We start from the raw sequence: 19,306 nt of genomic DNA, 5'->3' as shown, positions 1-19,306 counted from the left end.
TACCGGAGGACAACTCGGGCGTATGCTCATTCAGTCTGGCATGGACTGGGGCATTTCATTTCATGTACTCGATAACAATCCTTCTGCACCGTGCGCACATCTTGCCAATGTGTTCACGTGTGGCGATCCACTCGATTTTGAAACGGTACTCAATTTTGGGCGAACCTGCGATGCCGTGACGCTCGAATTCGAACATGTGAATGTGGATGCCTTGGAGCAACTTGTTGCGGAAGGGATTCCAGTCTCCCCTTCTCCTAGTATTCTCAGAATGGTTCAGGACAAGGGCTTTCAAAAAGAGTTTTACCGGAAAAATGGAATTCCTACAGCAGAATTTTTTCTCACAGAATCTCGAAATGATGTTCAAAATTATGTGGATTTTCTTCCGGCATTTCACAAAAAACGTCGCTCCGGCTACGACGGACAAGGTGTTCGGAAAATAGCCTCTGCCACAAATATTCAAGAGGCATTTGACGAACCAAGTGTGTTGGAAAAATTTATTCCGGCAGAAAAAGAAATTTCCGTGCTCGTGGCACGCTCCACAAATGGTGAGATGGCGCACTTTCCCGTGGTGGAACTCGATTTTCATCCCACAAAACATCTCGTAGAATTTTTGCATGCTCCGGCGAATCTTTCGGAAAAAGTGGAAACAGAAGCGATTTCTATCGCTCGGGAGCTCACAGAAAAACTGGGAATGGTGGGAATTCTTGCGGTGGAAATGTTTGTGACTCTTGAAGGAAAAATCCTCGTCAATGAAATTGCGCCACGTCCACATAACAGCGGACATCATACCATTGAAGGAAATAATACTTCTCAATTCGAACAGCATTTACGAGCAGTCCTTGGGCTTCCACTCGGTTCAACGGAAACAAAATATCCGGCAGTGATGATGAATCTCCTGGGAGCAGAGGGAGAAAGCGGTTTGGCGTATCTCGAAGGGATTTCAGAAGTTCTTGCAGAAAAAAATGTTTTTCTCCATTGGTATGGCAAAGCAGAAACTCGTCCTTTTCGCAAAATGGGGCACATCACTATTTTGGGGGAAACACAAAAAGAAGCCATGGAAAAAGCGCAGATCCTTCAAAAAAATCTTCGTGTTATTGCTCGCTCGAAAGAGAATCGGTAATATAGGAGTATGAATTCTGCTCCGCTCGTTGGCATCATTATGGGAAGCGCATCCGATCTTCCCGTACTTTCGAAGGCGGCGGATATTTTGAAAGAATTTGGCGTTTCACACGAGGTTGCTATTGTTTCCGCACATCGCACACCAGAGCGAATGTTTGAATATGCAAAAACCGCAGAAAAACGTGGTTTGCGCGTTATTATTGCCGGAGCAGGAGGTGCCGCACATCTTCCGGGAATGGTGGCTTCACTCACACCACTTCCCGTAATTGGTGTTCCGGTAAAGTCGTCAAATAGTTTAGATGGATGGGATTCTATTCTCTCTATTCTCCAAATGCCAAACGGCATTCCCGTGGCGACTGTTGCGCTCAACGCCGCACAAAACGCTGGGATTCTTGCCACAAAAATTCTCGCAACATCCAATACAGAACTTCTTCAGAAGCTACAAAATTATCAAGAGTCACTCGCACAAAAAGTTCAGCAAGGAGATGAAAAACTCCAGTGGGAAGGAATGCAAAGTATCCTTTCTCAAGAGTCGAATGTCGTCTGAATCGCGCGAAATACTCGCCGGTTTTGCAGAAACGGATATGCTTAGTGTTCCGCGGCTCTCACTCTTTCGAAATTATTTTGGAAGCCTGAAATCGGCATGGGATTGCGACAACGCAAAAGAATTTCTTACTGCCGGACTTGGCGAAAAAGCGACGGCACTTTTTTTGGAACGCAAAAAATCGGCAAATCCTCAAAAGTTTTTTGCATCTCTGGAAAAATGTGGTGCGTCACTCATTTTTTGGGAAGATGATGCCTATCCTCAGCGACTCAAAAACATTACTTCTCCTCCAATATTCCTCTTCTGCCGAGGAGAAATTCAAACAGAAGATCAGTTTTCTTTAGCAGTTGTAGGAACGCGGCGTATTTCAGCACACGGAAAACAGATGACCGAACGAATGGTGAGTGGACTCGTTCGTGCAGGAATGACGATTATTTCAGGATTGGCACGCGGTGTCGACGCACTCGCACACCGAAAAACCTTGCAAGAAAATGGAAGAACTATTGCCGTTCTCGGATGCGGTATCGACACCATTTATCCGCCAGAACACCACGAACTTGCAGAAGATATTCTTGCTTCTGGTGCTATTCTCTCGGAATTTCCTCCGGGAACGCCACCACACGCTTACCATTTTCCTCGGCGAAATCGTATTGTTTCTGGGCTTTCTTTGGGAACACTTGTTGTGGAGGGAGCAGAAAAAAGTGGCTCACTTATTACTGCGCGCTTTGCACTCGACCAAAACCGTGAGGTGTTTGCTATTCCGGGAAGTCCGTCTTCTTCTACTACTCTTGGACCGAACCGACTCATTCAAAAAGGGGAAGCAAAGCTCGTTCTTACTCCAGAAGATATTTTAGAAGAAATTGCCGCTCCGGCGATAGAATCACAACATGCCGTACAAAAGTTTTTTCCACCGGATGGAGCAGAACGAACCGTCTACGATTTATTACCCGAAGAACCAACACTTTTTGATGATCTTTTGCGCAAAAGCGAATTTTCTTCGGCGCAATTTGCTTCCACGCTTACTATTTTAGAAATGAAAGGCTTTGTCACACAATTTGGAGGAAATCGATGGGCAAAATCATAAGTTTTGTGGAAAACTTCCCAAGATTCTGGTATTCTAGGGGGAAGCCTTTTTCAAAAAGATTATGGATCCACACACCGTTCTCTCTATTGTATCTCCTGTCGATGTAGAATCTGAACTTCGACTTGCCCACTTTCGAGTGGTTATTTTTGGATCTGCACGAATACGACGTGGAGGAGAGCGGTATCAGCAAGTTTATGAGCTTTCGAGAAAAATAGCACATCATAATATTGATATTGTTACCGGAGGAGGTCCGGGGATTATGGAAGCGGCAAATGCGGGACATCATGCTGGACGAAATAGCCACGATTCACACTCTATCGGATTTACAGTTAACCTTCCGTTTGAAGAGAATGTTAATAAACATCTTGATTACCGAAAACATTTCACGCATTTTTCCGATCGGCTCGACCATTTTATGGCGATGGCAAATGTTATTATTGTTATGCCAGGTGGAGTGGGAACCTGCCTCGAACTTTCCTATTCATGGCAATTAACGCAAGTACGACACATGAAAAAAATTCCCATTATTCTTATGGGAGATATGTGGGAAGGATTTTTAAGATGGGTAAGAGAATATCCTCTCGAAAAAGGATATATCAGCCCCGGAGACATGGAGAATATCTTTCTCGTAAAGAATAATAGCGAAGCCATGAATATTATTCTTCCAGAGTATGAGTCTTATCAAGAACTCTCTCTTGAAGAACGTCAAGCATTTAAAACGTATCGCCTTGAGGAGACAAAAAAAGAAGCACCGCCAAAATCGGATCTCGCAAAGGGAAAACAAAAAGTGGAATAGAACGATTAGTACTTACAAAGTGGTCTCTGTGGATCGACACCTCCTGCAGGAATTTCGAGAATGGCCAAGAGATGATTTTTGTCTAGTGAATGGAATTGATTTCCTTGAACATCGTCTGGCATGGGAAATAAAAAGTTATTCGGATTTTGTGCTGGAAGCCTAATCTCCATAGCATTAATATCTTTTGGAAAGAAACGAGCATCTGTACAATTCTTGATATACCAACGGAGAACAAAACGACGAAGATCTTCTTCGAGTTCTTTTCTTGTTGGATAGAGATTTTTTGGCTGTTTATTTTCTGGGAAAGGACGACGAAACGCATCAAAATCGAGATATGCGAAATGTCGGTTTTTATCAGTAAAACGATCCATTCTACTGGCAGGAATTGCAATAACGGGCACGAAGACTTTTTCTCCATTGAGTCCACATTGCCCAAGCTTCACCCGCAACTTATCAATTTCACTTGGTACTCCATCTTTACAAAGGTACCGTAGACTCGGTGGTAGCGTCTTATTGGGATCGACAATATGATCGGAGAAGAGAATGGGTTGTATGTCTGAAACTCCCTCTAAAGCACGATCGAGCCAATCATTAATTTCTTGAAAAATTTTATAAAGATCTTTTTTTCTCGTGTGTTCAGCATTCGCAAAAAGCGACGGGGCATATCCAAAACAAACGTTCCGAACAATCTCTACTTCCAATGCTCTCGATTTTCTCGATTCATCTTTTGGAGAGCCAAGAAAACGAGAGAACCATTTCATCTTTCTCGCTCAAAATGGAACTCATTTTAAAACTCTAAAAAATAAAGTCAATAAAAATACCGCGCTATTTTCCCATTCCAAAAAATTCAGCTCGTGTTCGTGAATCTTTTCGAAAAATTCCACGAACGGCTGAGGTTTCCATCACAGAATTTTGTTTGTGAACTCCTCTCATAGTCATGCAGAGATGAGTTGCCGAAATGAGCACTGCTACTCCTTTTGGCTGAAGAACTTCTACAAGAGTATCGGCAATTTGCATGGTCAGGCGTTCTTGGTTTTGCAAGCGCCGAGCGAAAATTTCTACAATTCGAGGAATTTTTGAAACACCAATAATTTTTTTCTCAGGAATGTATCCCACCGTTGCGGAACCAATGATAGGGAGTAAATGATGTTCGCAAAGTGAGTGAAACTCAATGTTTTTCACAACAATCATTTCATCATAATTTTCCCCTTCAAACGTGGTGCACATTTCTGCCAATTTGCTTTCTTCTCCATAGCCAGAAATCATTTCTTTCCACGCATGAGCAAATCGACGTGGCGTTTCTTGAAGTCCTTCTCGATTTGTATTTTCTCCAATTCCTTCGAGAAGTTCTTTGCAAAGATTTTCAAGCTGTTTTATATCCATTTTCTCTAAAAAAATCTTTTCTATTCGAACACAAACAAAAAGTTTTGACAAAACCAGAGGGAAAAAAGTTATGCTGTGCGCATATTTCTTTTTTTAATTCACCATGAAACCAGAAAGTGATATTCCAAAATCAGAAGACCAAGTAACAGCAGAGGCTGTCAGAGGATTTGTTCCGTCTCCTGAAAATCATGAACAAGATCCAAAGATTAATGAGATTATTGAGCAAATAGAGGCTGAAGTTGATGCTGCGTGTGCCTAAAATCCAAAAGATTTTTGCACTACAAAAAAGCTCCTACAAAAAGAGGGGCTTTTTTTGTGATTTATAAAAGCGTCATTGGGTTTTGATTTTCCCCATCTTCCTCTCCGCGACTCATTCCACGATTTGCCTCCACTTTCTGTAAATATGCTTCACTCACATCTCCGGTAATATAATTTCCGCTAAAACACGAATCATCAAAGATTTCTATTTTCGGATTCCCCTCACGAGCCGCAGAAATAAGATCGGGAAGATCTTGATAAAAAAGTCGGTCTGCACCAATAATCTTTCCTACTTCATCTTCTGTTATTCCGTATGCCACAAGTTCTTGGCGAGTTGGCATATCAATTCCATACACATTTGGATACCGAACCGGCGGTGCCGCACTCGCAAAATACACTTTCTTTGCGCCTGCTTCGCGAGCCATGCGAATGATTTCTTTTGAAGTGGTTCCGCGAACAATAGAATCATCAACCAAGAGAACGTTCTTTCCACGAAATTCAAGATCAATTGCGGAAAGCTTATATCGAACAGATTTTTTTCGGATTTTCTGACCAGGCATAATAAACGTTCGCCCAATGTATCGGTTTTTAATAAAGCCTTCTCGATATTTCAAATCGAGTGATCGTGCGAGCTCCAAAGCACATGTTCGAGCACTTTCGGGAATAGGAATAACAACATCAACATCGAGCTCTGGAGCAAGTCGTTGTATTTTTTTCCCCAAAAGTTCCCCGAGTCGGAGCCTCGATTTGTATACGGAAATACCATCAATAATAGAATCTGGACGAGCAAGATACACAAATTCAAAAAGACACGGATTTAGTTTTGGATTTCTGGCACACTGTTTTCGGTGCAGTTTTCCAGACCAGTCAATAAACACTGCTTCCCCTGGGGCAACATCATCCACTAACTTAAAATCGAGCGGAGAAAAGGCAACCGATTCTGAGGAAATAGCATACTCCGGCGGACCAAAAGAATGTTCGCGTGTTCCAAGAACAAGCGGACGAATACCGTGCGGATCACGAAAGGCAAAGAGCCCAACGTTAGCAATAATTCCCACAACAGCGTATGCCCCCTGAATACGATCGTGTGTACGAGAAATAGCCTCAAATACATCATTTGGAGACGGAGTTCTTCTTTTTCCCTTAGCAATTTCGTTGGCAAATACATTGAGGAGCACTTCGGAGTCGGAAGTCGTTTCGAGGTGCCGAAAGTCGGTTTCAAAAACTTCTTTGGCAAGTTGCTCTGTATTGGTAAGATTTCCGTTATGTGCAAGAATAATACCGTAAGGCGAGTTGACGTAAAACGGTTGTGCTTCATCTTCATGACTTTTTCCAGCAGTTGGATAGCGCGTATGACCAATACCAACATTTCCAAAGAGCTGGCGAACGTGTCGTGTTCGAATAACATCTCGAACTAATCCCAATCCTTTTTGCATATGAAATCGACCACGTTGTTCGCAAGTGGCGACACCAGCGGCATCTTGTCCACGATGCTGAAGCACCGTAAGGGCATCAAAAATATCTTGTGCAATGTGATCTTGATGAGAAAAGAACCCAAAAACCCCACACATGCTCGTGTTTGGAAAATGAAAGAAATAAGCGATTCCATTCTTGCATAATGGACCTTTTTTCCCAAGGGGAAATTCTTATTGAACACAATCTTATTTATAAAGCAGAAAAAGACAAAAGATTGTCACATATCCTTCGAAACACCCATTCTTTCTCTTTTTTTTCAAAAAACAGTATTTGAAGCTTTTGTTCCTCAAATTGTTTCTTGCAACTTACCAATTGAATTGGCACAATCTCCTTCGATATTTTTCTTGAACGAATGAGGAATCGGTATCGAGTAGCTCTTGTATGTATTCTTGTGCTTTTCGCTGGGGTAATCGCCATGCCACAGAATTGGAAAGAAGGCATCCCATCGGAACAAACAAAAAACTTTCTCCTCGGAAAGAAGATTCATTATGGACTCGATTTAGCAGGAGGATCCCAACTCGATTTCAAGGTAGATATGAGTCGAGTTCGAGAAAAAATTGCCGCTGGAGAAAATATTCGCGAAGAGGATGTTTTAAATGGTGTTAAGTCGACCCTTCAACGACGAATCGACCCCGACGGAACACGAGAACTCAATATTTACGCATCAGACTTTGATGGCGAAAAACATATTTTTGTGGAACTCACTTCAGATATTGATACCCCCGAAACGCGAGAAAAACTCTTGAAACGTATCGACCTAGAATTTAAGGAACCAAATACGGAAACAGGAGATGCAGAAAAAAACAAAATCGAAACGCTTGCAAATGAAGCACTCCAAAAAGCTATCGAAGGAACATCGCTTGAAGAACTTGAAACTGAATACGCTCCGACAGCAGAGGAGTCTTTTTATCATATTTCCCTTAATCCCGATCAAAAAAAGTACCAAGATCAACTCCCAAAAGATTTGGCAGAAGAGCTCTGGGGAGCAGAGCCCAACACTGTTTTCTCAAAACTTATTCCTACAGAAGGAAATTATACTATTGATCAGTTCTCTCAACAGCTCCGACCAATTGAGGGATTCTCTATCGCACTCCTAAAATCAAAAGAGATGACTGACCGCACCAAAAAGGAGTCAGGAGAAGATTTTACAACTGTTGCTGATGAAGTTTCGGAAGATGAAGTGCGAGAAAAAACAGTAGATGAACTCCCAGAGGATACTCGTCAAACAGTTCTCACTACTGTTCAACCAAATCAGATTTCGGAAGTACTTGAAGTAGAAGGAAAGTTTGTGGTGTACAAGTTAATAAATGCAGTCGATGAAAACTCCCCTGCTCGTGTTCTTCAGATAGTTACAACAAAAAAAGAGGCGACAGAGGCGGCGAGGAAAAGGGTGATGAGTCAAGATGTCACCACAAAAGAAGAACAACTCGTATATGACGAACTTTTTTTCGAGGCTGTTCCCGAACAGTGGAAATCAATAGGACTTGATGGACAGTATTTTAAAATCGCAAAAATATCGCAAGATCAAACCGGTCTTCCGGTAACTTCTATAGAGTTTACAAATGAAGGCGCACAGAAATTTGAGGAAATTACAGGTCGCCTCGTCGGAAAACCTATGGCAATTTTTGTAGGAGGAGAATTTATTTCTGCCCCTATCATTCAAGAGAAAATTTCTGGAGGAACAGCGCAGATTTCTTTTAAGAGAAGCTTAAATTATTTAGAGGCACAAAAAGAAGCAATCTCACTTGCGCGTGATTTAAATGCCGGAGCCATTCCAGCGCCAATTGCTCTTGATGGAGAGGTAAAAATTGCCGCCTCCCTCGGAATAGACGCGCTCCAAACTTCGCTCCTTGGTGCAGGCATTGGATTTGTTTTGCTCTCTATTTGGCTTCTCTTCTCTTACCGTGTACTTGGGCTTTTTGCTGTCTTTTCGCTTTGCGTTTACGTTGTACTTCTCGTTGGAATATTGAAGTTTTTTCCGCAATTTGTTCTCACTCTTTCGGGAATTGCAGGTGTCATTCTTTCTGTTGGTATGGCAGTAGATGCGAATGTTCTCATTTTTGAGCGCATGCGCGAGGAACTTCGCTCTGGGAAAAACTTTTCCACCTCAATTGCTGTTGGTTTCGATCGCGCGTGGACATCTATTCGTGATGCCAATTTAACAACACTTATTGTGTGTGGCATCTTGTATCTCTTTGGAACATCAATGATTAAAGGTTTTGCCACAATGCTTGCCATTGGAATTATACTCTCTATGTTTACCGCCATTGCTGTCACGCGTGTGTTCATGAAAACCATTGTTGGAACAAAGATCTCTCGAAACCCCGCACTACTCACAAAGCTTTAGTCAATTCAAAAAATCTCAAATGGAATTGAGTAACGACGAATAATTTTCTTGCTAAAAATGGATCTTTCAAAATGCACCTATTCTCTTTTTTCCGATGGTGGAAGCAGGGGAAATCCGGGAAATGCAGGTGCTGGCTTTGTTCTGTTGGATGCCTCGGGAAACGAGATATCCGCCGGAAAAAAATATCTCGGAAGAGCAACCAACAATATTGCAGAATACACCGCGCTTATTTTAGGACTTCAAAAAGCACAAGAAATGGGGATTTTTTCGCTCAATTGTTTTTTGGATTCAGAACTTATTGTTCGCCAACTTTCTGGGCAGTATCGTGTGAAACACCCCGATCTGAAACCGCTTTTTTTAGAAGTTCAAAAGAGAGCATATTTCTTTAAAAGTATTTCATTTTTGCATGTTCCGCGAGCTCAAAATAAGCGTGCCGATCAGTTAGCAAATGAGGCAATGGATGAAGCAGAATGAGCCAAAAACAAACGAATAAACACTGCGAATCTCTATTCAATAATTCCAAGACGTGCTTCGATTTCTTGATCAACAAATTCTTTTTTTCGCCCATATTTGAGACGCGAATAGTCTTTAATGATTTCCGATATTTTTTTACTACTTCCTGTAGTATCCCAAATAGTTTCTAGTGAAAATGGTCGACTTGTAGCATTGTCAATATTGAGTTTAATGTAGGCTTTGTAGTTTGCAATGCCGATAATATCTTGCTGTGAAAGGTCTGGTGCATATTCCTTTTCGAGATACTCTGCGTCTTCTGCTCCCACTTTAAAACTCATCATAGTTCCTACATTTCCAAAAACGGCGTCACGAAGTTTTGGTTGTTTCTCGTACGTCATATCCGATGTATTTTGAAGCTGTCCAATATACTGATGTGCCATGATGAGCGCGAGTTTATACTTTCGCGCCTCCGAGAGAATATCGGCAAATGCATCTGTTGCGAAATTTTGGAACTCATCAACATAAAGATAAAAATCACGCCGTTCATCTTCGGGTATATCTGCACGTGAAAGTGCCGCCATGGAAATTTTATTCACAAAAATAAGTCCCAAAAGCTGAGCATTAATATCGCCAATACGTCCTTTCGAAAGATTTACGAGAAGAATTTTCCCCTCGTCCATCACCTTGCGAATATCAAAAGCAGATTTTCCCTGCCCAATAATATTCCGCATAGTGGTATTGGTAATAAAGGGACCGAATTTGCTCGAGAAATAGGGGATCATCTCCTCTTTTTCACGTGCACCAGTTTTTGACATTTCATTCTCCCAAAACTGTCGCACCACTGTGTTCTGGCACTTACTGACTTTATACTTCTGAAACGCTTCATCTACAAAAAGTCGTGGTAAATCGATAAGTGTTGCGCCCTCTTCTTCATCGTCCATGAGTGTGAGACATCCATTGCGAAAATAATGCTGAATACGTGGACCAAAAATTTCATTCCCGAAAAGTTTAATAAAAATATTCATTGCGTCCAGGCTCGCACGATCTTTTTGCTCTGGACTTGCCGCCTCAAGGAGATTGAGCCCCATAGGACGTTCTATATCTGCTGGATCAAACACAACAACATCACGCGCGCGCTCCTTGGGAATATATCGGAGAATATCTTCAATAAGATCCCCATGCGGATCAACCACACAAAATCCCTTTCCATTCTGAGCATCTTGTCGCGCCATAAAACTAAGAACTGCAGATTTTCCAGAACCAGATTTTCCAATAATATAGTGATGACGAGAGCGATCGGGATACGAAATAAAGACCTTTTGCCCCTCTCCACGAAAACGATTCATACCAAGAAGAAGTCCTTCTCGAGGAAGATTTACAGGAGGGGGAAGTACTTTGTACTTTAACCATTTAATGAGCGGAATAGGATTGTACTTTGCATCGGGAAAATGGAAGAGAGTCGCCAATTCTTCGGGAACCATAAGGGAAGTTCTTCCGAGGTAAAAATTGCAAAGCCTCCGACGAAAACCATGGAGAATAAGTGGAGAATTCAAAATATTCACCGGAACAATACGCCGATTATTAAACCAGTTGCTGTAAGCATCTTTATAAATGGTCATACCAACGACGAGATTATTGAGAATTTCTTCCACTCTCTGCCACGTGTTTGCCGCCGCAAGAACACGAATGGAAACATCAAACCCTACTTGCCCGGCTTTTTCCCCCATACGCTTTGCCACCTCTTCTTTCGACTGCACCATACGAATATAGTGATCACCAGAACTCGCTCCGGGAGCATCACTTCCACCAAAACGATCTTCTCCACCAGGAATAATAATGGAAAGAATGGTGGAGATAATGTCTCCCAAAAAAGGGATATTCGAAAGGATAGGAATAAAAAAATCTTTTTCTCGCTTAAAATATTTTTCTGACTTTCGTTCTGCTTTTTTTCGCCATCCCTCATCGCTTCTTGGGTTGATAACCATTTGAAAAACGGCACGTTCATCTTCTTCGAGTTTCGAAAAAACATTTGCCATATCGTTGAGCGGATCGTTTTCCATTTCCTTCATTCCCTTAATGGGAAACCAATAATCTTTAACGGTATGGAGATAAAATCCATTCACAATATTTGTTGGAGTTTTAAATTCATAATCGGGAACCGGTTCAATATTGGCAGAAGGAAAAAATGAAGTGATCTGCTTTTCGAGAATAGATTGGTAATAGGAATCAACAACAACAAAAAAACGAAGCTGACGATCAATAAGTGCCATTTCAAACGATACTTTGTCGAAGTCCCACAAAATATTTTTAATATCATTCCAGAGATTCATTTCGGAAATTTCAGTAATAGCACGGAAAAACTGTGTCATCACTGCTACTTTCTCGCGAAAGTCTTTTTCTTGCTTCTTTTCGTAGTCCGATTTGGAATCGAGTCGTGGAACTGTTACTTCAAGCACAATTTCATCCTCTGCTTTTCGCTCGTGATACCACCAGCGCATCATCTTAAAACCAAAAGAGAGCATGAACCAAATGGTAAAACTATCGATAAGAAACTCCAATGGACGCGCTCTAAGATACGAAAATATTCCTTGAAATTCCTCAAAACTCATCTCTTTTGCGTACGACACAAAAAACATCACCGCGAGCGGAAGTAAAAACCAAAATTCAATAAGAATGCGAAAAAAGGATTTCATTTTTGAAGAAGAAGCCCGCGAGAAGCCCATCTGCGTTTTTTGTCCATAAGCGTAAAAAAGAGGAGCGTTCCCGTTTGAAAATAAAACAGTGCAATAAAGGGGATAAGTTGTTCGTCAATTTGGAAAGAAAATCCAAAGACACCGAGAAAATCGGAAAGGTAAAAATCACGCTTCAAAAACCAGTAAAAAATGCCGTAGATAAGAATAGAGAGAATGGTACCTTGCAAAATTTTTGTCGCCTTAAATTGGGAATCTGGCGAAAAAAATGAGAACAATGGCGAAAAAAAACGAAACGACAAAGAGGAGTTGTTTTTCTCTCGCAACTCTTCCCCCGCAAAAAGCCCCATTCCGTAGAAATAGCCAAACACCCCCGAGCAAAAAAGATGAATAGGAGTAATAAAAAATCCCTGAAGCAAAAGAAATTTTGTAAGTTTTACCAGTCCCATATCTTGCGATAAAAATGCCCCAAGAAATACGATAAAATTTTCAAAGAAGGCAAACCCAAGTGCGGCGGCAAAACTGAGATCAAGAACATCATCAATATTTCGAAAAAAACGTGTTCCACAAAGGCGCACAATAGAGTTTTTGTAATACTCAATGATGCCACCAAAAACCACAAAAAAGAGAAAAAGAAGGAATCCTGTACTTTGAATGTGGCTCATAAACCGTGGTTCCGCCCAGAGAAAAAGAAAGGCACCAACACCAGAAAGAAAAAATGTGAGAAAAAAACGCCCAAGATTCTTCTCTGAACCTTTTCGTCGCAAGATAAAAAACCACAGCGTCACGGGAATGGTGGCGCAACAGAGTGCCAAAAAAAAGGAGGAGAGAGAAGGCATGGGAGATGTGCTTTACTTGAGAATATTTTTTTTCCAGAAAGAATACCAGAAATTGATGTTTTTCTCAAGAGAAAGCGAAAAAAAATAGGCTCTCGTCAGCAAGAATTTTTTTGTACAAATGACCGGAAATACACAAAAACTTTTCTCGCGCATTATTGCCTTGCTCAGATGTCCGTGTCACAATACGAGTCGATGAAACACCTCCTTTTTCTCGACATCGAAACGACCGGTCTTGTTGCGGAACATTCGGAACTTATTGAACTTTCTGCTGTTCGTGTTTCCGAAGACTTTCAAACAGAAACCGCCGTATTTGATGAGCTCGTTCATCCAGAAGAACTCATCTCAGACTTTATTACCCGACTCACCGGTATTACAAACGATATGGTGAAAAAAGCCCCAGGAATAGAACAAGTGCGAAGTGACTTTTTAAGTTTTCTAAAACCAACAGATATTATTTGCGGACACAATATTCGTTTCGACACCAATTTTTTGAACGTCAAGGGATTTGGCATTCAAAATGAAGTACTCGATACATTCCCCCTTTCGAGTATTCTTTTGCCAAACGAACCAAGTTATTCGCTTGAAATTCTCACAGAAAAATTTGATATTCCACATGAGGATGCACACCGCGCACTAGCAGATGTTCGAGCAAATCTCTTCCTGTTTCGTGAGCTCGTCACCATTGCTCAAAGACTTCCACAAGAACTTAAAAAAGATTTTCAGGAGATATTTTCAAAAACCAAGTGGATGGGGAAGATGGCATTTTTTGAGAAAAAATCTTCAGAAGAAAAACATGTTCATGAGGCTCCATCCTCAGCTCTTGCAAAAAAGAAGAAGGGTCAACTTTCACTCTTTTTAGAAGGCGAAGAAGACTCCTACAAAAGTTCCGAAGTATCACCAGAAAAAGAGAAGGCTTCCTCTTCTGAAAAAAATGCGGCAAAACGTATTACCGAACTCCTGCGCCAAGAAGAACGCTCACTTTTTCTTCTTCCATTTGAGTGCAACGAACAACAAGTAGGAAAAGAAATAGGACGAATATTCACTGAGTACGACGCAAAAGCATCTCTTGTTCTTTCTGTTCCTCGTCTTTTTCATGCACCGACCATATCGGGATTCACCTACTGGGCATCTCCAGAAAAAGTGGTTTGTGAACCAACATTTGAGAAATGGAAAAGGAAGAAAACCATGTTTTCTGAAACAGAAGCTGTTGCCACGCTCAAGCTCCTGCGAGAAAAATATCACGGAAATTCTCTTATTCTCTCGAATATGTCTTTTTTGCGGGAAGAATGGGATGTCACCAAAAACTGGGTCTCGGACAATCACGTACAATGCAAGAGTGACTGTTCGGCAAAACGAATGCTTTTGGAGCGACCAATTCCAGGACGATACCTTTGCGAATATTCAGATACGGCGAAATGTCCAGCAGATTATGCGATAGTGCTCAACGCAGATAGCATGGCAGATGCGCTTGATGCCACTTCCCGAAAAACCATTTCGCTCAACGCATTAGAGCGGTGGCTTGAAGAAATTTCATCACAATCGGTTTCGTTTTCCGAAAGCCTTCTCTTTGGCATTGGGCTTCTCAAACGCTTTGTTCGCGAACGAACCGGTGAAGGACCATTTCGAAAAAATCTCATCCTTTCACCCGATATTGTAAAGCATGAAGAAACCGAAAATCTCTCAGAAGGTTTTCGTGTTGCGGCAAAAGAAATTTTTTCCGTTTTTCCAGAAGAAACCGAGCGATCGAAAAAACTAAAAGAACTCAGTGATTTTCTCTGTCCTCCATTTGCAGAAAACGAACTACGTTTTATTACCATTCATCCAGACAACAGCCTTTTTTTAACACGCGCAGATATTTCGCTTATTCCTGCATTTGAAAATGCTTTTTCTGGAAAAAAATCAGTTCTTTTTGTCGGAAATGCATTTCTTCAGAGAGGAGGAAAATTTCTCTTTGGTTCTGGATTACAACCGCCAACAACACAAGAAGAATGTGTTTCGGAATTTGAATATTCCCGAAATGTACTCTGCGCTATTCCCCTTTCTGGCGGAAACTCAAAAACCTCAGATGCATCTGGAACAGCCAAAACAGTTCGAGAGATTCTCCCGCTTTGTTCGGGAAATATTCTAACGCTCTTTCCTGGTGCGAGTATTGCAGAACATTTTGTGCAGATGATTTCGGAAAGTGCGGAAAAAAATGGATTTCAAGTCGTTATGGCAAATCACTCTTCTGGAAAAGTAACTTCGCTCTGTGCTCGCGGAAAAACAATTCTTATTGCCACGAATACGAATTGGCAAAAAGTAGATTTTCAAAAAATTCCGTTTGATGGATGCATCCAGCATCGCCTCTTTTTTAGTCCGCCACCAGATCCAGTGGAACAAGCACGAAATGAAAATGTTTCGGATGAATTTTTGGAGATTTCACTTCCCCAAGCTGTACGAAAATTTCGGCAGGTTTTGGGAGAGCTCACCAGAAAAAACAAACGCTTCTTCTGGTTTTGCCTAGATGGGCACTTTGTTCGTTCTGGAAACTTCACAGATGAAATACTCTCTGCTCTTCCACCAGCACTTCCCATTCGACGCGTACAAGTGGGGGATATGCCCAAACTCTTGAAAGAGTTTTGGAAATAAGGATACCGAATTCTCATCACTGAAATCACAAAAAAAAATTGCAAAAAATAATAGAAAGATATTTTTTATTGCATTCTTTTTTCTAAAAGTGTTTTTATAAAAAGGAAAAATTGAACACTTTCTTTTTGCAAAAAATGAAAATAGCTGTGCTTTGTGGAGGCCCATCGCGAGAACGAGGCGTTTCGCTCAATTCTGCGCGCTCTGTTCTCGATCATCTTTCGGATGAGAATATTGAGGTTCTTCCTGTTTATTTTGACATTAAAAAAAACGCTTTTCTCCTTTCTCCCGAACAGCTCTATTCTAATACTCCTTCCGATTTTGATTTTAAACTGCAAGAAAAAGCAAAACCACTAACCAAACAAGGACTCATACGATTTTTAAAAACTTGTGATCTTGCATTTCCTGCTCTTCACGGACCTTTTGGAGAAGACGGTGAAATTCAACGATTTCTCGAAGAAGCGCGAATTCCGTTTGTTGGCTCTGGTTCCGAAGCATGTTACACCGCATTTGATAAATACCGGTGCAATAACAAAATTTCTGAAGAAGGATTCTTTACACTTCCAACAGAGATTCTGCGGATTTATCGAGATGATCACGAAAAAATTATTCGAGAATTCTTCAAGAAATATCAGTGTTCTCGTGCCATTATTAAACCCGCAAGCGGTGGTTCGAGCGTGGGCGTTTTTTCTGTTACTTCTCCCGAAGAAGCACTTGAAAGCGTGCAGACCATTTTTTCAAAACGCATGGATACCCGCGCAGTTCTTCAGCCCTTTTGCTCGGGAACAGAATTTACCGTTCTGATTTTACAGAACCGGTTTCATCAACCCATTGCGCTTGTTCCTACAGAAACAGAACAAGACTATTCACGAAACCAGATTTTTGATTATCGCCGAAAATACCTTCCTACAAATCAGGTACGGTACCATTGCCCACCACGATACGATAAAGAAACAATTGCTCGTATTCGGATTCAAGCAGAACAGATATTTTCCCTTTTTGCACTTCGCGATTTTGCACGATTTGACGGTTTTCTTCTTCCGAGTGGAGAAATTTGGTTTTCTGATTTTAATCCCATAAGCGGTATGGAGCAGAATAGTTTTCTCTTTCAACAGTCTTCTCGTGTGGGAATGAGTCATCAAGACGTTTTATGTTTTATAGTACGAAACGCATGTCAACGATATTCCATTTCCTTTCCCGAAAACAAAAAAAACGAGGATCAGAAAAGAACTCCCGTTTTCGTTCTCTTCGGAGGAAATACGTCCGAACGGCAAGTCTCGCTCATGAGTGGAACAAATGTGTGGCTTAAACTCCGCCGATCAAAAAAATTTGAACCAACTCCATTTCTCCTTGAAAAAGATGAGGAAACTGTGTGGAAACTTCCCTATGCATTTACGCTCAATCACACTGTGGAAGAAATTGCAGAAAGCTGTCATCACGCAGAATCGGATGAAGAGCGGATCCGCTTTTTTGAACGAGATGCTTTTTTGCGCCTTGGTCTCCTAAAACACGAAACAACAGAACCATTCTCATCCCCCATTCGCCTTTCAATGAATGAATTTTTGGGACAAACATCATTTGTTTTTTTGGCACTTCACGGAGGTATTGGGGAAGATGGAACCCTTCAAGAAAAACTCAAGGAAAAGGGAATTCTTCATAATGGCTCCTCCTCAAAAACATCAAAACTTTGTATGGATAAATGTGCCACCGCAAACGCACTGAAAAACCTAGAGAAAGAAGGGATTTTTGCTATGCAACAGATATCGAAAAAAACAGAAGGGCTCTTTACTCTTTCACGAGAAGATCTTTCTGCCCTCTGGAAGGAGATTATCATCGAAACACAATCAAAAACTGTTATTGTAAAGCCTCGTTCAGATGGATGCTCTTCTGGCGTTTTACGCCTTTCGTCACAAGAAGAGTTTATCCAATACAGAGATCTTCTTCGCGGAGAAATAAAGAATATTCCCCCTCACACATTTCTTTATCAGACGACAGAAATCGAAATGCCTTCACCCATTCCAAAAGAACTCCTCTTTGAGCCATTCATTGAGACGGACTCTTTGCGAATTTCCAATCATTCCCTCAAAATAAAAGAAAAAACTGGCTGGATTGAGGTAACCACTGGAGTTCTTGAAAACAAAGGAATATACCATGCGCTCTCTCCAAGCATAACAGTTGCGGAAGGTGCAGTACTCTCAGTGGAAGAAAAATTTCAGGGCGGAACCGGAGTAAACATTACCCCACCACCAAAAGAAGTGATTCATCCAGACACATTATTGCTCACAAAAAAGCGCTTCGAGAAAACTGCAAATATACTGGGAATAGAAGGATACGTTCGCATTGATGCCTTTTTGGAGCGCACGACAGGAAATATTCTCGTTATTGAGGCAAATTCGCTCCCCGCACTCACCCCTTCCACAGTGCTTTTTCATCAGGGGCTTGCAGAACAAAACACAATACTTCCCATTTCACTTCTAGAAAATATTATTCAAAGTAGCGAGAACAAAAAAAAATTGAAAAGTGACAAAAGATGATGTATAATTCGGATCAGTTTTTCTCCCAAACAACATGATGACAAAATCGTCGTCCAAAAACAGCACCATGGAGGCGCTTAAAAAGCCACTCTCTTATTCGGTCGTTCTGGTATTCTTCGGCTTTTTGCTTGCCGCAAGCCTTGTTCTTAATATTGTTATTTTCTATCAACTTCAAGATGCTCCGGTTGATGATGGAATAAACCTTCTTTCGAGTAACAGCAGTAAACTCGAAGGATCGGAAAATGGAAAGGAAGTCGTAAACGGAAAGATGTGGGTTCGCTTGAAGGATCCGGTATTTGATGCTTATTTTTTAACGGATGTAAATTGTAAGAATTGTGTCAATCTTTCTGCACTCGAAGCTTCTTTTGGATCAGCATTTCCCACTGCCCGCATTCGTCGTGTTGATATCAATTCGACAAACGGAAAAAATCTCGTAAGCCAAGGAGTTGGAGTTGTTCCTGCCATCGTACTTCCAAAAGCTGTAGAGGAAATATCCACGTTTTCACAGCTAAGCCAAGGCGGACTCATTGCTCCCATTTCGGAAGATCTCTATGAATTTCGAACTGTTGGGAACAAAAGAATTCTCAGTGCATCACAACTTCCTCCTGTTCCAGAGGAAGCAAAAGGAAAGCTTAGTGTTGTTGGATACACAAATCCGTTTTCGGAAGATACCATCTTATTCCTGAGTGCCATCAAGCAAATAGCAGAACAAAATGGTGCCTTCTTCTCTTGGAAGCCATTTGTGAATAACATTCCAAGTTCTTTTGCCACAGAAGCTATTCTCTGTGGAGCAGAGCCCACAAGTATTGTCGCCATCGCTCAGGATTACAACAACAAAATCACAGAAATTACCGCCGGAGCATCGGAACTCACGCAAGAAAATATGGACGAAATGAAATCAGCTCTTGGAGAACTCCTCTCTCTGAATGAAGAGGAAAAAACATGTTACAATGAAGGGAAGAATTCAGAAACTGTTCAACGACTTGCCGCAGAAGCACAAGCACTTGGTATTGCCGGAGCCCCCGCATACTTTATTGGTAACCTATTCCTCGCAGGACAACAATCACAAGAAGTTTTTACACAAGTACTCTCTGAACAAATGGAAACAGAGAACATGAATCAATAGTCAGACCACTTCCCTCTGCTTTCTTAAAAACC

At 41.3% G+C, this 19,306-nt stretch carries 15 protein-coding genes; 10 read left to right on the top strand and 5 right to left on the bottom strand.

Features of this window, described 5'->3' with window-relative positions; all coding sequences use genetic code 11:
* The first annotated feature begins 22 nt into the window (after positions 1 to 22).
* From IPN35_06615 to IPN35_06600, 4 genes are all read left to right on the top strand, one after another.
* Positions 23 to 1,120 carry a 5-(carboxyamino)imidazole ribonucleotide synthase gene (locus IPN35_06615; protein ID QQS59223.1) on the top strand — a complete coding sequence of 366 codons (1,098 nt, stop codon included), beginning with the start codon at positions 23 to 25 and terminating at the stop codon, positions 1,118 to 1,120.
* A gap of 9 nt (positions 1,121 to 1,129) precedes the next feature.
* Positions 1,130 to 1,666, top strand: a complete 537-nt coding sequence (purE, locus tag IPN35_06610; GenBank protein QQS59222.1) for a 5-(carboxyamino)imidazole ribonucleotide mutase — start codon at positions 1,130 to 1,132, stop codon at positions 1,664 to 1,666.
* Positions 1,656 to 2,747 (top strand): DNA-protecting protein DprA, encoded by a 1,092-nt coding sequence (gene dprA, locus IPN35_06605; GenBank protein ID QQS59221.1) that lies wholly within the window; start codon positions 1,656 to 1,658, stop codon positions 2,745 to 2,747. Before purE ends, dprA begins: the two co-directional genes overlap by 11 nt.
* A 61-nt stretch (positions 2,748 to 2,808) precedes the next feature.
* Positions 2,809 to 3,543 carry an LOG family protein gene (locus tag IPN35_06600; protein ID QQS59220.1) on the top strand — a complete coding sequence of 245 codons (735 nt, stop codon included), beginning with the start codon at positions 2,809 to 2,811 and terminating at the stop codon, positions 3,541 to 3,543.
* A 5-nt stretch (positions 3,544 to 3,548) separates the two neighbouring features.
* On the opposite strand, the gene IPN35_06595 is transcribed toward IPN35_06600, so the two are convergent.
* Entirely contained in the window at positions 3,549 to 4,304 is a 756-nt protein-coding gene (locus tag IPN35_06595; protein QQS59219.1) for a hypothetical protein, read from the bottom strand.
* A gap of 64 nt (positions 4,305 to 4,368) precedes the next feature.
* Positions 4,369 to 4,926: a GTP cyclohydrolase I FolE gene (gene folE, locus IPN35_06590; protein QQS59218.1), complete on the bottom strand. Its 558-nt coding sequence runs from the start codon at positions 4,924 to 4,926 to the stop codon at positions 4,369 to 4,371.
* Positions 4,927 to 5,029: 103 nt separating this feature from the next.
* Between folE and IPN35_06585 the strand changes: the two genes are divergently transcribed.
* On the top strand, positions 5,030 to 5,185 hold the full coding sequence (locus tag IPN35_06585) for a hypothetical protein (protein ID QQS59217.1): 156 nt from the start codon (positions 5,030 to 5,032) through the stop codon (positions 5,183 to 5,185).
* A gap of 61 nt (positions 5,186 to 5,246) precedes the next feature.
* Here IPN35_06585 and purF read toward each other — a convergent pair whose 3' ends face one another.
* Positions 5,247 to 6,755 carry an amidophosphoribosyltransferase gene (purF, locus tag IPN35_06580; protein ID QQS59216.1) on the bottom strand — a complete coding sequence of 503 codons (1,509 nt, stop codon included), beginning with the start codon at positions 6,753 to 6,755 and terminating at the stop codon, positions 5,247 to 5,249.
* A gap of 257 nt (positions 6,756 to 7,012) precedes the next feature.
* On the opposite strand from purF, the gene secD reads away from it, so the two are divergent.
* Together secD and IPN35_06570 are read left to right on the top strand one after the other, a co-directional pair.
* Complete coding sequence (gene secD, locus IPN35_06575) at positions 7,013 to 9,007, top strand: protein translocase subunit SecD (protein QQS59215.1); 1,995 nt, start codon at positions 7,013 to 7,015, stop codon at positions 9,005 to 9,007.
* A 57-nt stretch (positions 9,008 to 9,064) separates the two neighbouring features.
* Complete coding sequence (locus IPN35_06570; GenBank protein QQS59214.1) at positions 9,065 to 9,481, top strand: ribonuclease HI family protein; 417 nt, start codon at positions 9,065 to 9,067, stop codon at positions 9,479 to 9,481.
* A gap of 32 nt (positions 9,482 to 9,513) precedes the next feature.
* Here IPN35_06570 and IPN35_06565 read toward each other — a convergent pair whose 3' ends face one another.
* Complete coding sequence (locus tag IPN35_06565) at positions 9,514 to 12,153, bottom strand: type IV secretion system DNA-binding domain-containing protein (GenBank protein QQS59213.1); 2,640 nt, start codon at positions 12,151 to 12,153, stop codon at positions 9,514 to 9,516.
* Positions 12,150 to 12,989, bottom strand: a complete 840-nt coding sequence (locus IPN35_06560) for a PrsW family intramembrane metalloprotease (GenBank protein ID QQS59212.1) — start codon at positions 12,987 to 12,989, stop codon at positions 12,150 to 12,152. The genes IPN35_06565 and IPN35_06560 overlap by 4 nt, the downstream gene beginning before the upstream one ends.
* A 174-nt stretch (positions 12,990 to 13,163) precedes the next feature.
* Here IPN35_06560 and IPN35_06555 point away from each other — a divergent pair, with 174 nt between their 5' ends.
* From IPN35_06555 to IPN35_06545, 3 genes are all read left to right on the top strand, one after another.
* A complete protein-coding gene (locus IPN35_06555; protein ID QQS59211.1) occupies positions 13,164 to 15,617 on the top strand; it encodes a hypothetical protein in 2,454 nt (817 codons plus the stop codon).
* 134 nt (positions 15,618 to 15,751) lie between these two features.
* The gene (locus IPN35_06550) at positions 15,752 to 18,148 is read left to right on the top strand and encodes a hypothetical protein (GenBank protein ID QQS59210.1); all 2,397 of its coding nucleotides are present in this window, start codon (positions 15,752 to 15,754) and stop codon (positions 18,146 to 18,148) included.
* Positions 18,149 to 18,182: 34 nt separating this feature from the next.
* Entirely contained in the window at positions 18,183 to 19,274 is a 1,092-nt protein-coding gene (locus IPN35_06545) for a hypothetical protein (GenBank protein ID QQS59209.1), read from the top strand.
* Positions 19,275 to 19,306 lie beyond the last annotated feature (32 nt).

This window comes from Candidatus Peregrinibacteria bacterium, assembly GCA_016699755.1.
In the GTDB taxonomy this organism is placed as follows: Bacteria; Patescibacteriota; Gracilibacteria; order CAIRYL01.
The sequence above is the reverse complement of the archived record's forward strand: the minus strand, read 5'-3'. Positions and strand labels throughout refer to the sequence as shown.

Coding starts and splice junctions, on each gene's coding strand:
- IPN35_06615 (QQS59223.1), top strand. CDS start 23: ATGCTCATTCAGTCTGGCATGGACTGGGGCATTTCATTTCATGTACTC.
- purE (QQS59222.1), top strand. CDS start 1,130: ATGAATTCTGCTCCGCTCGTTGGCATCATTATGGGAAGCGCATCCGAT.
- dprA (QQS59221.1), top strand. CDS start 1,656: ATGTCGTCTGAATCGCGCGAAATACTCGCCGGTTTTGCAGAAACGGAT.
- IPN35_06600 (QQS59220.1), top strand. CDS start 2,809: ATGGATCCACACACCGTTCTCTCTATTGTATCTCCTGTCGATGTAGAA.
- IPN35_06595 (QQS59219.1), bottom strand. CDS start 4,304: ATGAAATGGTTCTCTCGTTTTCTTGGCTCTCCAAAAGATGAATCGAGA.
- folE (QQS59218.1), bottom strand. CDS start 4,926: ATGGATATAAAACAGCTTGAAAATCTTTGCAAAGAACTTCTCGAAGGA.
- IPN35_06585 (QQS59217.1), top strand. CDS start 5,030: ATGAAACCAGAAAGTGATATTCCAAAATCAGAAGACCAAGTAACAGCA.
- purF (QQS59216.1), bottom strand. CDS start 6,755: ATGTGTGGGGTTTTTGGGTTCTTTTCTCATCAAGATCACATTGCACAA.
- secD (QQS59215.1), top strand. CDS start 7,013: ATGAGGAATCGGTATCGAGTAGCTCTTGTATGTATTCTTGTGCTTTTC.
- IPN35_06570 (QQS59214.1), top strand. CDS start 9,065: ATGGATCTTTCAAAATGCACCTATTCTCTTTTTTCCGATGGTGGAAGC.
- IPN35_06565 (QQS59213.1), bottom strand. CDS start 12,153: ATGAAATCCTTTTTTCGCATTCTTATTGAATTTTGGTTTTTACTTCCG.
- IPN35_06560 (QQS59212.1), bottom strand. CDS start 12,989: ATGCCTTCTCTCTCCTCCTTTTTTTTGGCACTCTGTTGCGCCACCATT.
- IPN35_06550 (QQS59210.1), top strand. CDS start 15,752: ATGAAAATAGCTGTGCTTTGTGGAGGCCCATCGCGAGAACGAGGCGTT.
- IPN35_06545 (QQS59209.1), top strand. CDS start 18,183: ATGATGACAAAATCGTCGTCCAAAAACAGCACCATGGAGGCGCTTAAA.